Raw genomic sequence first — 14,798 nt, forward strand, 5'->3', positions numbered from 1 at the left:
AAGTGTTGGCGGGCAGTCTTGGCTAGGCAACCCATTCCGCGCATGGCATGGTGAAAATCATGACAACCGGATCATCTGACCGCCCCAACATCTTGTACATTTTCAGCGACCAACATGCTGCCCGTATCATGGGCTGTGCGGGCGACATCGGCGCGGATACTCCGAACCTCGACAGGCTTGCCCAGAGCGGGGTGCGCTTTGATCGCGCCTATTGCCCGTCGCCTGTCTGCCTGCCGGCCCGGATGTCCATGCTGACAGGTCTGCGACCACATGAACAAACCTGCTGGACCAATGACGATATCCTCGACAGCGCGCACCCGACATGGCTGCACGGTCTTGGCGCTGTGGGATACAAACCGGTTCTGATCGGACGTATGCACTCACTTGGTCCCGACCAACTGCGTGGCTACGTCTCGCGCCCAATCGGAGATCACAGCCCCAGCTGGCCCGGCGTAGCGCGGCGCAGTCTGGGAAAGCTGAGCAAAACCAGCGGCCCTTTCAAGGACAGCATCGAGAAATCGGGACCCGGCCAAAGCTCTTATCAACTCATGGACGAAGATGTCTTGGCCGCCAGTATCGCGTTTCTCCAAGACCATGCGAAGCGAAAAGGGGACGAGCCCTTTTGCTTAACAGCAAGCTTCATGCTGCCGCATCCGCCTTATGTGGCCAGCGAACGGGATTTCAACGCCGTCGCTGCGCGTGTTCCGACCCCGCACGTTGCCCATCCCCCGAATGATGAACATCCCTGGATCCGCAGCTGGCGCGAGCTGAAACAGGTCGGCGACGTTTCACCTGAAGAGGTTCAGCGTGCGCGCCAAAGCTACTATGCACTGGTTCGTCAACTCGACCGTCACATCGGGGACTTGTTGGCGACGCTGGATCAAATCGGGTGTGCAGACAATACTTTGGTCGTCTATGTCTCGGACCACGGGGATCATATTGGTGAGCGTGGTCTGTTCTGGAAACACACATTCTATGACGACGCGATCCGCGTGCCTCTGATCATGCGCTGGCCCGGTCACATCGCGCCCGGTCTCGAAATCCGTGAACCCGTCGAGACGGGCGGGTTGGGCAACACGATTCTGTCTCTGGTCAATGCTCCGACGCTGCCGAACGCAACCATGACCAGCTTTGCCGACCTGATCACAGACCCGGATGCCGCAGCAACGCGACCCATATTCATTGAGTATTGCACCGATGACATGCCCGCCTGGGCGGAAGGACAGGCCGTGCAACAACGTGCCGTCATCGAGGGTCGATACAAGTTCATCTACTACCATACCTATCCGGCGCAGCTTTTTGATCTGGAAACCGACCCTTTGGAACTGCGCGATCTTAGCCAGGCCCCAGAGTATGCCGAGATCGCGGAAAGGCTCAGAAATCTGGTCCTGCGGGATTGGGACCCCCAAGAGATTGGCGATCTGATTGAACGCCGTAAGGCAGACAAATTGCTGCTCAAGGCATGGGCTGAAAACACCAACCCGGCCGATCCTTGCCGCTGGGACCTGCAAGAAGATCAGAATTACCTGCTGCGGGATTAGCTGTCGTCTGACGCGCGGCGATAGAAACCAAGTGCTGTTCGATGCAGAATTTGCTCCCTCTCAGCCGCCGTGAGGTCGGCGAGAAGGTCGCGCGTTATCTGCCGCCATTCACCGTAGTCAGAGGTCTCCAGCAGAACGGGGTAATCGCTGCCCCACATCAGCCGCGCGGGTTCAAAAACCCTTATCAGGTGCTCGAAAACCTTACGGTGATGATCGGGCTCCACGCTTTGCTGCGTGAAACCCGAAACCTTGCAAAATACATTACGAAGATCGGCAAACTGTTGGATGGCTATTGACCAGCCAGGCAAGTCCTGTAGTGCAGGTTTTGCGGCATGGTTGATGACGATGCGCAAATGGGGATGCGCGCGAGCGACGGCCGCGACTGAATCGAGATGATGCGGTAAGGCCAGCGCTTCCAGAGCAAGCCCTGACTTTGCCAGCGCCGCAAATCCAGCGGTATATTCAGGGGTCGCAAGCCACTCGACCCCGCGCGCGGCACCCGCCATAGGTCGGATCGCCCGCAGCTTGGGGAACCGCCGAAGACGCTCAAGCGCCCGGTCGATCTCGGCGGACGTCAGATCGGTCCAGCCTGTGACGCCGATGATCCAAGGATACTGCTCGGCAAGGTGAAGAAGATAACGTGTTTCATCCTCGGTTGGGGCCGCCTGCACCGCAATGCATCCCGACACGCCTGCCTTGGCCATGACATCCGCAAAATCGGTCGGAAGAAAGTCGCGAAACAGCTTTGGACGCGCGTCAGTCAGCCAGAAATAGTCGCCTCGCGCCAGACGCCAGAAGTGTACATGCGTATCGATCACGAAGGGCCGCCAATCAAAGCGACAGATCAAAGCTGCCGACGGACATGGCCTTTATTGCGCCAGAGTCCGGCACAAACCCGATGCCGGGGCCCTGCGGGACGGCGAGCCGACCCTCTGAAACAGTTAGGTCGATCTCTCCCAACTCGGTTCTCAGCGGATTGGGGTTTGCGTCCAGCTCCACCAATCCCTCGCCGCCGACTGCGGCGAGAACGTGAAGCGAGGCGGCAAGCCCAAGCCCGGTGCCCATGTAGTGCATCGTGCAGGTGGCCGCCGCTTTTGCCGCGTGCTGACCGACCGCGAAACTGCCGCTGACGCCTCCCCATTTGGCCACATCCGGCTGGGCGACACCCAGCCTTCCCACATCCATGAAATCCTGAAACTGCGTCAGGGACGTGATGTTCTCTCCACCTGCAATGGGCACGTCCACCGCCCGCGCCAGTTCGGCCCAATCGCTGAGCGGCGCATCAGCTCGCAGGGGTTCTTCGACAAAACCCAGCCCTGCATCAGACAGGGCCGTCACGGTTTCGATCGCGTCGGACACTGACCAGTTCTGGTTGGCATCGACCATGATGGCGAGCCGATCCCCGACAACCGCGCGGACATCGCGCAGGATTTCGCGATCCCTGGCCAGCCCGTGGCCGATCTTGAGCTTCACGCCCCGGTGCCCGTCGCTGATGATCTGTTCCAGCGAGCGGTTCATATCCGACAGGTTCGGCGTGCTGGCATAGACAGGCACGGATGCGGGTGGGGTCGCCGACAAAAACGCGGACAAGGGTACACCGCGCCGCCGCGCCGCGATATCGGCCATTGCGGTGTCGATCCCCGACAGGCAATGGGCAAACGGCCCGTATTCGCCGGTGTGAATGATCATCCGCGCAAGGCTTTGTTCCAGAGTTGCGCGACAGTCCGAGTAATGATCGAACTGCGCTCCGATCAAAAGCGGCGCGATCACATCCTGCATCAGGTTTTGCCGCGCCAGATTTCCCCTGGGCGGGAAATTGCACCAGATTTCACCCCAGCCGACAACGCCATCGGTTGAGGTCAGCGCGATCAACAGCCCGTTGCGAACCGGCATGGCGCCAAGTGAGGATTCAGGGCCGACCGGGGGACGGGCCGACACCGCGAAGGCCTGCACGCGGTCGATCTTGATGGGGTCCGGATCAGAGGGGGTCATGTCGCTGTCCTAGTAACCGACCAGAGTGTTGCGGGCCGAAGTTGTGAAATGCGCATCCAGCGCCTTTTGCACGCGCGCCAGATCACGCGTTTTCAACGCGTCAAGGATTGTCAGATGATCCTGCATCGCGGTGATATTTATCTTGCGCGGCGGCACCCGGCGGTGGACCTGCCGGGCGATACGCAGTTTGGTCTGCGTATATTCATGCGCCTTGGTGATCGCCTTGTTCTCCATCGACGCCACGATGGTGCGGTGAAAGTCGCGGTCGAAATCCAGAATGAACGCGTTGTGGGCCGTCAGGTCCTCGGCGGTTTCCAGACCTTGGAGGGCCGCGTGGTGGCGCGTGATCTGATCCTCGATCCAGTCATCCGTGACGATATCGATGAAGAAGGTCAGCGCGTGATTTTCGATCATCACGCGGAACTGCATGTTTTCGCGCATGAAATCGAGATCTGGATAGATGATCTTGAAACCGGCGCGCGGCTTGACCTCAACCAGATCCAGTTCTTCCAACAGCACCAGAAGTTCGCGCAGCGGGGACATTGACGTTCCAAGAATCTCGCACAGTTCAGCCTGGCGCACGACTTCGCCAACCTTGATTTTCCCGGATAGGATAGCCTGAACGAACTTTTCCAGGTCCTGGGATTTATGCGTTATCTTCATTGCCCCGCAGAGCTCCTGGCTGATCTGGCATCAGAATTGACTAATGATTGCCGACTTAAAAGGCTTCGTCAATCTCGCAATTGCCATTTTAAATATATTTAAACTTGCCGTAAAGAATTTTCCCGTCTAGGCTCCTGTCAAGCCGCCCCACCGCAATGGCGGGCCGGGTGGATCAGTATCAAGACCGGGAGGCGACCTGAAACATGGCTCAGGTTTCGTTGTCGAACATCAAGAAATCCTACGGCAGCGTCGAGTTGTTCGATGGTGTCGACCTTGACATCGACGCAGGTGAGTTTGTCGTGTTTGTCGGCCCGTCCGGCAGCGGAAAATCCACGCTGCTGCGCATGATCGCGGGGCTGGAATCGGTGACAGATGGCGTCATCGAGATCGAGGGGAATGACGTCACCTATGACGAGCCGTCTGATCGCGGCATCGCCATGGTGTTTCAGAACTATGCCCTTTACCCGCACATGGACGTCTACGGCAACATCGCCTTCAACCTGCGCCTCGCCAAGATGCCCAAGTCGGAAGTGCATGAACGTGTGATGGAGGCAGCGCGCATCCTGCATTTGGATGAGCTGCTCGACCGTTCGCCGGCGCAACTTTCTGGCGGACAGCGCCAGCGTGTTGCCATTGGCCGCGCCATTGTGCGCAAGCCCAAAGTGTTCCTGTTTGATGAGCCATTGTCGAACCTTGACGCGGCCCTTCGCACTCAGATGCGGCTTGAGATCGAGACCCTGCACCGCGAAATCGGGGCCACAATGATCTACGTGACCCATGACCAGACCGAAGCGATGACGCTGGCCGACCGCATCGTCGCGCTGGATTACGGGCAGGTTCAACAGGTCGGCTCGCCCGACGATCTGTATAATGCGCCGACAAACAAGTTCGTGGCCGGGTTCATCGGCTCGCCCAAGATCAACTTCCTTGCGGCAACGGTTCTGTCCGTCGAAGGCGACGCTGTTGTTGCCCGGATCGAGGGACATCCCGACACTCAGATTACCCTGGCCGCATCCGGTCTAAATGAAGGCGATCAGATAGACCTTGGTATTCGCCCCGAAGAATTTCACATCACCGAGGCCGATACCCAGCAGGACAATGTGCTCAGCCTTCAGGGAACCGTCGAGATTGCCGACCGGCTGGGCAATATCACCTATGCCTATGTCAATGCGGGTCTGGGCCAGAATCTGACGGTTCAGACATTTCAGAAACGTAAAATCCAGACCGACACGACCGTCACTCTGACGGTTTCCGCTGACCGGATCGATGTCTTCAATCCGCAGGGAAACCGTTGTTCACCGACCAAGCCATAACTGACGCGCCCAAGAGGGAGGAATTGGGATGAATAAGACATTGAAAACACTGGCGTTCGGATGCGCCGCCGCGATCTGCGCCACGGGTGCTTTCGCGCAAGACAAGGTTAAGCTGTTGGTCTGGGGCGACCCGGTCCGCGAGCCCTTCTATCAGGCATTCGACGAAGCCCGCGACGACATCGACGTCGAGTTCGTGTCGGTTGCCCGCAACGAAATGGTCGCCAAGCTGCAACTGGCCCTACGCTCGGGCGAAGGCGTTCCCGACGCGATCTTCATGCAGGATGTCAACTTCGCCGCCCAGCTTTCGACCCGGCGCGCGAACTACCTGATGGAGCTTTCGGACAAGGTGGATCAGGAAACGGTGGACGGGTTTTACCCCACCTCACTGGCCCCCTGCGAAAAGGCCAACGGATCGCTGATCTGTCTGCGCAACGACGTGGCGCATTTCATGCTGTGGTACAACAAGCCCCTGATGGACGAACTGGGCCTCAGCGTTCCCACCACGTGGGAGGAATATGAGGCCGTGGGCGCAGCAGCGGCGGCCAATGACTCGGGCATCGTGTCCGGTGCGGTGGCGATGCATATCCCGCTGATGAATTTCCTCTACTCAAACGGGTGCGAACTGGCAGTGCCGCTGCCGGATGATCCGGAGACCCTGAAGATCAATGCGACCGCACCTCAGTGTGTCGAGGCTGCGCAACTTGTGGACCGGATGCTGGACTCCGGCGCGCTAGCCCGCGTCGCGCCCTTCGATCCCGAGTTTCTGGAACTGGCGAAGGCCAATAAGCTGCTGATGATCCCCGGCCCTACATGGTTTGGAGAGTTCATCATCAAGCGCCGCTATGAATTTGCCGATGGCGTGACCGGCGTTGCCATGACCCCGAAATGGGCGGCACAGGATGAGCCCCTGATCTGGAGCTGGGGCGGCGGCGTCTGGGGTGGCTGGAAAGACACCGAGCACCCCGAGGCAGTTGTCGACCTGCTCAAGTTCGTGACCACCGATGCAGACGTGAACCGCACCGCTGTGACCATGCCCGCTTATCAGCCCGCTTCAGTCGAATGGGGTGAAGCATTTGACGGGTCCGGCTATTACGGCACCGACGGGTCCTTCGGAACCATGGTCGATGCGGCCGCGTTCGGTCATCCGGGCTACGCTTCCCTGCGGCTGGACACACGCGCCAGCTTTACCAAGGCGGTCGTGAACGATCTGGCCAGCGGCGCAAGCTTTGAATCTCTGCTGCCGCAGCTGCAGGAAGAGTTTGCAAATGCCGCGCAACTGGCCGGTTACAAGGTCGTGACAGACTGAAACCGTTAACGGGTGCGCCGCGACCCACATGCGGCGCGCCCGGTCCAAAGGGCTGAGAGACCATGCCATCACTCACGGAAACCGAACGAGAGACCCGCAAGCGCCGCGCGGCACGCAGACAGACATGGGTGTCCTATGCGCTGCTGCTGCCTTATCTGGCGCTGATGGTCATGTTCGCGGTCTTCCCCGTTCTCTACGCGTTCGGGCTCAGCTTCTTTGACACTTTTGAGAACGTATTTTGGGGTCTGACCAATTATCGCGAAGCCCTCAACGATTATCGTCTGGTGCCGGCAATCTGGAATGTGCTGCAATATGTGGTGGTCTGGGTTTCAATGATGGTGATCGGCGTGACGTTGCTTGCGCTGCTGCTGGACACTTTGTCCGAGCGTCCCGCCGCAATTGTGCGCTCCGTCTATTTCATGCCCGGCGCGATTGCCTCATCCGCCGTTGTCGTACTGTGGCTTTTCCTGCTGGACCCCTTGGTGTCGCCGTTCAGCTTTGTTTTTGAGGCCGTAGGCTGGGACAACCGGCAAAGCACCATCAGCGGGTTGGGAGAGGTCTGGATCTTTGCGCTGATGGGTTTTCTGGGCAATTCGGGCGGCTGGATCGTGGTTCTAGGCGGCGCGTTGTCCGGCCTGTCCCGCGATATTCTCGAAGCCGCGCGGATTGATGGTGCAAATCCGTGGCAAATGGCGGTTCGGATCAAAATACCGATGATTTCGAAGACCATCACGCTGATGGCGATCATGACGCTGGCGGTCGGGATGCAAATCTTTGTCGAGCCTCAGCTGATGTCTCTTGCTGGCGGTCAGTTCGACAAACCCGACTGGTCGGTCACGCAGCTGGCTTACTTTTACGCCTTCCGCTTTGGGGATTTCGGCGTCGCCGCCGCGATCAGCACGCTGTCTCTGATCCTGCCCCTGATCATCGCCTTCACGCTGATCTTCGCCACCCGCTTCTACAAAATCGACTAGGCCCGTCATGGATACGCTTCTTCCCAAGAACAAACTGCGCATCAGCTCCTTTGTGATCTGGTCGATCCTTGCCTTCTTCGTCGTGGTCTATGGTCTGCCCCTGCTGTGGCTGTTCATTGCGGGCACGCGCAGCGAAAGCTCGCTGATCTCCGATCCGCCGCTGGCCTTCGGCAGCTTTGCCACAATGAAAGAAACCTTTCTGAACCTCGCAGGCTACAACAATTTCCAGATTCTGACCTGGGCCCTGAACTCGGTCATCTACACGGTAGGCAGCGTGACGCTGACACTGGTCTCATGTATTCCCGCCGGATACGCGCTGGCAATGTCAGAGTTTCGGGGCCGGAAACTGATCCTGATCATGACGCTTGTGGCTATGATCACCCCGTCGCAGGCGATAATCCTGCCGATCTTTCTTGAGATGACGCTGCTGGGTCTGACCAACACCTATCTGGGGCTGATCCTCGCCTCGTCCTTCTTTCCGTTTGGCGTTTATCTGTCTTATATCTACTACACCACATCGCTGCCCAAAAGCGTGGTGGAAAGCGCCCGGATTGACGGCTGCGGGCACTTGCAGTGCTTCATTCACATGGCGCTGCCTCTGGCGAAACCGCTGCTGGCGCTGGTTGCGTTCTTCAGCTTCGTCAACAACTGGAACAACTACTTCCTCGCCTTCGTGCTGATCTCGGATGACAGCAAGCAAAACCTGCCGGTGGGTCTGACCACGCTGATCAACTCTTCCGGGGCCCTGAACCCGCAAGCGGCGGCAAACAACCTTCCCATCGGTCAGCCCGAAGCAATTCAGGCCGCAATTCTGGTCGTCCTGCCCATCATTCTGGTCTTCCTCGTGTCGCAGAAATACGTGCGCTCGGGCCTGAATGCCGGGGCCGAAAAGGGATGATCCCAACCCGCAGGCTGACCCGATCCGGGCTTGAATTGTCCGAGTTGGGTTTGGGCTGCGCGACACTGGCCTTTGATGCGTCCCCAGACGCTCTTTCCGGCGCGCGCCAAATGCTGGGTCAAGCCGTCAAAGCCGGTATCGGATATTACGACACCGCCCCTTTTTATGGGCGCGGACTGTCTGAACGTTTGGTGGGGGACGCGCTGCGCGAACAGGATGGTGTTTTGCTTTCGACCAAGGTTGGACGCCTTCTGAAGCCGGAAATCCAAGCACCGACGCATATGCCCTTTCGTGTGGAATTTGACTATACCTACGATGGCATCATGCGCAGTTTTGAACACAGTATTCAACGGCTTGGACTATCCAAGATCGACATCCTTCTCTGCCACGACCTAGGCCAGCAAACCCATCGCGACGCCGCCCCCGCGCAGTTTGCCGCTTTCTTCGACAAAGGCGGATATCGCGCCATGGAAGAGCTTCGCACCTCGAAAGACGTACGTGCGATCGGATTGGGCGTGAACGAAACTCAGGTCTGTCAGGATGCTTTACAGCATGGAGATTTTGATCTCATTCTACTGGCTGGTCGGCATACATTGTTGGAACGGACCAATGCGTTAGCCCTGTTCAAAGCATGTAGCGCCACAGGGACCGACATCGTGATTGGCGGACCCTTCAACTCTGGCATGCTTGTGGGCGGAACCACCTACAACTACGGCGAAATTCCAGAAGATGTGGCGCTGCGGCATCAAAACCTTCTGGCCTATTGCCAAGCATGGGATGTGGAGCTGGGAGCGGCAGCCCTGCAATTCCCCCTGCGTCATTCCATCGTCAAATCGGTGGTACCCGGGCCAAAGTCACCCTCAGAACTGCATCAAATTCTCGATTGGTTCGAAACCGAAATCCCTCAGGACTTCTGGGCGGGCCTCGAAGCGGGGACGTCAGACGAATGAAAACCCCATGGATCGACCCCGAACTTCAGTATTTGCTCGAGACTACTCCAAATCGACCACCGCTTACGCCGGCGACTGTTGAATACTATCGCACAACCAGAATTGAGGCCGATCCAACCCCGTTTTTTCCCAACGCAAAACAACCAACACGCCACAGGGTCGATGCCGAACATGGTAGGATCGACGTTTACGAGTTCAAACCCTCCGAGCCGAACGATGACACAGGCGCGCTACTCTGGCTGCACGGCGGCGGCTATGTGCTGGGCCATGGCAATGACGCTTGGTTTGGAACCTTGTTTGCCGAATCCGCAGGCGTACGCGTCTTCTCAGTGGACTACCGGCTGGCACCGGAACACCCCTACCCCGCTGCCCTGGATGATGCATGGGCGGTCTTGAACTGGATGGCAGATGAGGCCCAAGCACTCGGGATCTCACAGTCGCGCATCGCAATCGGCGGTGCAAGCGCCGGTGGCGGGCTGGCAGCAGGCCTTGCGCTGCATAATCGTGATCTGGGCGGGCCTGAGGTTGCGTTTCAACTGCTCCTTTACCCCATGCTCGACCAACGCCACGATACAGCGTCAGGAAAGATGAACGTCCCGCGCTGGCCGCGCGCGACATCCTTGGCCGCCTGGGATATGTATCTTGCTGGTAAGCCACCGCAGGCTTCGTCGGTTCCTGCGGTTGCAAAGACCCTGTCAGGATTACCGCCCGCCTTTCTGGCCGTCGGCGAGGCCGATTTGTTTCTTGACGATATATGCACATACGCGTCTCGGCTGACGGATGCTGGTGTGACCTGCCAGATCAAAACATATCCGGGCGTGTTTCATGGGGCCGAGATACAGGGGTACGCCACATCTATTGGCCAAGAAATGACCAACGACTATATCCACGCGCTTTTGCTCGGGCTGAGCGTCGCTTCAGACGAATAAGCCCCAGCAAGGCGACGGGGCGCGAAACATCCGACTGATGTTTCAGATGGACCGCGCAACGCTAGAGTGCGACGGGCATCTGGATTTGGTCAGCGATTGGACGCATGCGGCGATTGCCAACCTGAATCCAATAGCGGGACACTGTTCTTGATATGTCGCGCGGCTAAATTCTTCTGCCTTTTCTGGATCGGCAGGTGGGCTGCAGGATTTGGCGCAAAACCCTCACGCGCCACCTCAGGGAACATCGCTAATATCTCTTCCCTGCTTTGCGAACTCAAAGCGTCAAGCGCCTGTTTGCCAAGAAACAGGCTTTCTGTCGGTGCGCCTTCGGCAAAGATGATCTCATGCTGATCGAACATCAGATGAAAATAGGTGATGTCACCTGGCTCATCCACAACAGAAACCCCCGACATCTCGGTCAGATTGATTGCTGCGACCAGTGAATGCGCATCGCCAAACATGCGCTTGGATATGCGCGACGACGCAAGCATGCGATGCTGCCGGGACACCAACAGGTCACGGTTTGGCAAACCATTACCCAGGCTATGATGACAAATCCTGATCGGCTTGAGTTTGGGGTTCGCATCGAGTTGCGCGGCGGAAAGATAGCGGCGACCCACCCAACGGATGGGCTGCGGGCCATTGTTCAGCGTGACAACCTCATCACCTATTGCGAGGTCTTCCACCAATCGCACACCTCCGGGAACCGCGATGAGCGTGCCGGCGGTGAAGCACGGCACTTCCGAGTTGTCCGGCGTGCGCGGCCCCGAAACGTTATTGCCGTCTTCGTCGAATTGAACCGACTCACCGGGCCCGACCGTTGGTGCATTGGTTGTCGTTGCACCGTCGGCGGCCCCGCCCGTCAGTGTGATCGGGCCGTTGCTTCCGATGCCGATCGCATCGTCAACCTCGCCCGTTGAGGTGTTGGTCAGTGCAACATAGTTGGCCTCATCGGACACTTGGCTAGGTGTGGCGTTGATTAACTCCCGGTCAGCGCTTGTGGACGTAATCGTATAGATCGTGAAGTTAGGATTATCCGGATCCGGGACGCCAACGAGGTCGCTTAATCTGACTTCGGCATTGACCACCCCCGTCGCCTCGATGTTGTCGCCGCCGTCATCCATAAGGGCGCCGTCATTGCCATAAAAAGAAACAACGAAATCGGCGGGATCATCGTCTGGCCCCAGAGTGATTTCCACGAACTCATGGGTCGTGCTGTCAGCGACATCTACGTCCGCGGTCCTGTAGTGAATCTCGGAGATGAAAGCCATTTCGTTACTCTGCTTCAGGGGCCATTCGTGTCCCGGCCAATCGCCCTTTTAAGTTGAGCTTATCGGCATCAAACGCGACAGGAGTCAGTATGCCGCTGTTTATTTAATAAAGTCTGCAGGTGCAACTTGGCGTAGGCGAACCAATCGCTATCACGCCTTTTTTCAAGAACTGTACTAAGGCGAACGCGTTGATTCGATTAGGGGTGTTAAAGACGCCAAACTTACTGCCGCGATCGGGCTCGCAGCAGTATTGATCGCGAAGCAGCGGACTAAGTGGTGTCAGCGCCCGATTTCAGGTTGGCAAAATGCCATAGCGGGACCGCCGATTGATCAAACCTCAGCTCCACACCAAGTGCCTTTCAAGACACCTTTGCACATACTCGGCGGTTGTCTATGCCACCCGCTCGCAGACATCAGCCCACCATGCGTCGCAGCTCTCAGGGGTCAAACGGGCACTCAGGCCGATCCCGATGAGCTCAGTTTGCGCAGGCTGAGCAACTTCACAAACTTCGAGTGAGGGGCCGACAACCTGGACCAGGAACCCGACACCATCTCTTCCGCGCACATGGCCCTTCAGACGATACAGCGCTTCGGGCCGCTTTCTCATCACCCCGGATAACTCTGCCTGATCAAAGCACAGTGGTCCGGCATATGACCATTTTTGATAGGCTGGATGCGCAGTCTGCGTTAGATACGAAGTGTCTTGCCCCGTCATCAGAAGCTGCTCGATCCCGAGTTGATCGCTTGCCATCGTGATTGCGCCGGGGTTCAGTGCTGACAGATCGCCAAGCAAGCTCTCACCTGGATCTGATTTGCTGATGGCAAGCACCTGGGCGCAGGCGATCTGGTGTTTGAATTGCGCGGTAATCAGTGGATCGCGCGCCAACGTGTCAAACTGGAGGCCATCCACAACCGTCACAATTCCTGAATACTGCAGGTCCGGCTCGGCATGGGCAACGTTTGCGATACGCGCCGGATCGGCGATACCGCTTGCCTCGACGATGATGTGATCAGGTCGCGGGCAACGATCCAAAGCGTCGCCGATAGCAAGGAACAGGTCTGCACCCATTGTGCAGCACACACAGCCGTTGGACAGTTCCAGCGTGTCCTCTCTGGCGGAAATCAGCAAACTGGCATCGATGTTGATTGCGCCGAAATCATTCACCAGCACGAAAAGCCTTAGCCCGTGATCCGATCCCAGTATGCGATTGATCAGGGTCGTTTTGCCCGCGCCGAGATATCCGCCGATCACTGTCAGAGGCAAACGGTTCATAGACGATAGACCTTGCCATCCAGCACGGTACCCAGAACCGGTATGTCTTTCAGCCCGCGCGGGTCAGCGGCCAGAGGGTCATCCCCCAGCATGACAAAATCCGCGCGCTTGCCCGGTTGGATCGAACCGATTTCGCCATCCATTTTTAACGTCTGAGCCGCGCCAAGAGTAATCGCGTAAAGTGCCTCTTCGACGGTGATGCATTGCGCATAGCCGAGTGTTTGTCCGCTCATGGTCTGACGGTTGACGGCGCACCATGCCGTGAACAGAGGGCCCATCGGCGTGACCGGCGCGTCGGAATGAATTGCGGTGACTACACCTGCGTCCAGACAATCCCGTACGGCATCCATCGCGCGGGCCCGATCCGGACCAATGGTCAAAGCGGCATGCTGATCGCCGAAATACCAGATGTGGTTGGCGAAGATATTGCACGCGACACCCAGTTCGGCAGCGCGGTGGAACAATGCTGCATCCATCATCTGACAGTGTTGCAGCACATGGCGCGCACCGGGCCATGGGTGCTTGCGCGCAGCGGCTTCCAAGGCGTCAAGCGTCACCTCTGCGGCCTCATCCCCGTTCACATGGATATGCATTTGCAGGCCACGCTTTTGCATCTCTTCACAGAGCTGGAATATCTGTTCAGGAGCGGTGTTCCACAATCCGTTTGGCTGACCGCCGATGTAGCCGGGCGCACGCACGCGCGCTGTCCAGCCCTGTATCGAACCATCGGTCATCAGCTTGACCGCACCCAGCCGCAACTTGTCTGTCGAGCGTTTGCGCATCGCCGTCGCCTGATCCGCGATCTCGGCTGCGGTGCCCCCCATTGCGCCCAGCGCAGGGACAAGACGCGCAGGAAATTTTTCACTATTGGTCGCCGCAATCAGGCGGTCGATGTCATCTTCGGTGAGTGTGGCAAAGAGATCGGTAACGGTGGTTACACCCGCGCGATTGCAGACCTCTCCATAGGATCGAATGGCAGCTTCCGTTTGCGTCAGCGCGCGGAAATCGATGCCTGTGCGCCGCATGATCGGAAACATGGCGGCCATCTCCTGCAGCTCGCCCGTTGGCTGACCATTGCCCCCCTTGATCACGCCCTCAACGTTTGTATCCGCGTCGTACCCGGCCAACGCCAAAGCCGCACTATTGGCACAGAGCAGATGAAAATTCGAGAAAAGGATCGCGATGGGCCGGTCTGTGCTGACCTGATCCAGATGATGGCGACCCAGGCGTTCGGTCGTCAGAAAGATCGGATCAAAGCCCCACCCCACCAAGGGCTGATCTGGTGCAAGAGTTGCTTCAAATGCCCTCAGGCGCTCGATCACCTGCTCAATGTCGGTCATGCCCGTGTGCAGTTGCCCCTGTGGGTCAATCCTGTCGTGGTAACCGCAATAAACATAGTCCCACATGGCACCTGCCATCATATGCGCGTGGCCTTCAACAAATCCGGGCATCAACACGCTATCAGAAAGATCAATGTAACTGTCCGCGCCGCCCCAAGGATCAGCGCAATCTGCCCCACCAACGGCCAGAACGCGCTCGTCCCGAACCGCGACATAGTCTGCGTATGGAAGGTTCCGGTCCATCGTCACGACCGCTTTTGCATGGAAAAGAAACGTTTGGCCCATATCCCTCTCCTGCCGTTTCCAAACAGCTATCCAAGCTTGGTCGCTTGGAAAAATAGAATTAGT

Annotated in this window: 13 protein-coding genes; 7 read left to right on the top strand and 6 right to left on the bottom strand. The window is 58.0% G+C overall.

All coding sequences use genetic code 11. The features are described from left to right. The first annotated feature begins 59 nt into the window (after nt 1–59). A complete protein-coding gene (locus tag ACR3EN_RS18560; protein WP_480820377.1) occupies nt 60–1,541 on the top strand; it encodes a sulfatase-like hydrolase/transferase in 1,482 nt (493 codons plus the stop codon). On the opposite strand, the gene ACR3EN_RS18565 is transcribed toward ACR3EN_RS18560, so the two are convergent. From ACR3EN_RS18565 to ACR3EN_RS18575, 3 genes are read right to left on the bottom strand one after another with little or no spacing between them, the layout of a single operon-like run. Continuing rightward, nucleotides 1,538–2,359 (bottom strand): amidohydrolase family protein, encoded by an 822-nt coding sequence (locus ACR3EN_RS18565; RefSeq protein WP_480820375.1) that lies wholly within the window; start codon nt 2,357–2,359, stop codon nt 1,538–1,540. The two genes, ACR3EN_RS18560 and ACR3EN_RS18565, sit on opposite strands and share 4 nt — an antisense overlap. A 13-nt stretch (nt 2,360–2,372) precedes the next feature. Continuing rightward, the gene (locus ACR3EN_RS18570; protein ID WP_480820373.1) at nt 2,373–3,533 is read right to left on the bottom strand and encodes a mandelate racemase/muconate lactonizing enzyme family protein; all 1,161 of its coding nucleotides are present in this window, start codon (nt 3,531–3,533) and stop codon (nt 2,373–2,375) included. 9 nt (nt 3,534–3,542) lie between these two features. Next, on the bottom strand, nt 3,543–4,196 hold the full coding sequence (locus ACR3EN_RS18575; protein WP_480820371.1) for a GntR family transcriptional regulator: 654 nt from the start codon (nt 4,194–4,196) through the stop codon (nt 3,543–3,545). 203 nt (nt 4,197–4,399) lie between these two features. Here ACR3EN_RS18575 and ACR3EN_RS18580 point away from each other — a divergent pair, with 203 nt between their 5' ends. The 6 genes from ACR3EN_RS18580 to ACR3EN_RS18605 all read left to right on the top strand — a co-directional run bounded on the left by ACR3EN_RS18580 (nt 4,400) and on the right by ACR3EN_RS18605 (nt 10,566). Next, the gene (locus ACR3EN_RS18580) at nt 4,400–5,509 is read left to right on the top strand and encodes an ABC transporter ATP-binding protein (RefSeq protein ID WP_480820369.1); all 1,110 of its coding nucleotides are present in this window, start codon (nt 4,400–4,402) and stop codon (nt 5,507–5,509) included. 28 nt (nt 5,510–5,537) lie between these two features. After that, nucleotides 5,538–6,815: an ABC transporter substrate-binding protein gene (locus tag ACR3EN_RS18585; RefSeq protein WP_480820367.1), complete on the top strand. Its 1,278-nt coding sequence runs from the start codon at nt 5,538–5,540 to the stop codon at nt 6,813–6,815. Between the two features lie 62 nt (nt 6,816–6,877). Next, nucleotides 6,878–7,789 carry a carbohydrate ABC transporter permease gene (locus tag ACR3EN_RS18590; protein ID WP_480820365.1) on the top strand — a complete coding sequence of 304 codons (912 nt, stop codon included), beginning with the start codon at nt 6,878–6,880 and terminating at the stop codon, nt 7,787–7,789. 7 nt (nt 7,790–7,796) lie between these two features. Further along, nucleotides 7,797–8,687: a carbohydrate ABC transporter permease gene (locus tag ACR3EN_RS18595; protein ID WP_480820363.1), complete on the top strand. Its 891-nt coding sequence runs from the start codon at nt 7,797–7,799 to the stop codon at nt 8,685–8,687. After that, nucleotides 8,684–9,637 carry an aldo/keto reductase gene (locus tag ACR3EN_RS18600; protein ID WP_480820360.1) on the top strand — a complete coding sequence of 318 codons (954 nt, stop codon included), beginning with the start codon at nt 8,684–8,686 and terminating at the stop codon, nt 9,635–9,637. The genes ACR3EN_RS18595 and ACR3EN_RS18600 overlap by 4 nt, the downstream gene beginning before the upstream one ends. Next, on the top strand, nt 9,634–10,566 hold the full coding sequence (locus ACR3EN_RS18605; RefSeq protein WP_480820358.1) for an alpha/beta hydrolase: 933 nt from the start codon (nt 9,634–9,636) through the stop codon (nt 10,564–10,566). The genes ACR3EN_RS18600 and ACR3EN_RS18605 overlap by 4 nt, the downstream gene beginning before the upstream one ends. A gap of 89 nt (nt 10,567–10,655) precedes the next feature. On the opposite strand, the gene ACR3EN_RS18610 is transcribed toward ACR3EN_RS18605, so the two are convergent. From ACR3EN_RS18610 to ACR3EN_RS18620, 3 genes are all read right to left on the bottom strand, one after another. After that, entirely contained in the window at nt 10,656–11,837 is a 1,182-nt protein-coding gene (locus ACR3EN_RS18610) for a Hint domain-containing protein (protein ID WP_480820356.1), read from the bottom strand. A 391-nt stretch (nt 11,838–12,228) separates the two neighbouring features. After that, complete coding sequence (locus ACR3EN_RS18615; protein WP_480820354.1) at nt 12,229–13,110, bottom strand: CobW family GTP-binding protein; 882 nt, start codon at nt 13,108–13,110, stop codon at nt 12,229–12,231. Next, on the bottom strand, nt 13,107–14,735 hold the full coding sequence (locus ACR3EN_RS18620) for an amidohydrolase (RefSeq protein WP_480820352.1): 1,629 nt from the start codon (nt 14,733–14,735) through the stop codon (nt 13,107–13,109). Before ACR3EN_RS18620 ends, ACR3EN_RS18615 begins: the two co-directional genes overlap by 4 nt. Nucleotides 14,736–14,798: the final 63 nt, after the last annotated feature.

The organism is Ruegeria sp. G7 (assembly GCF_056535465.1).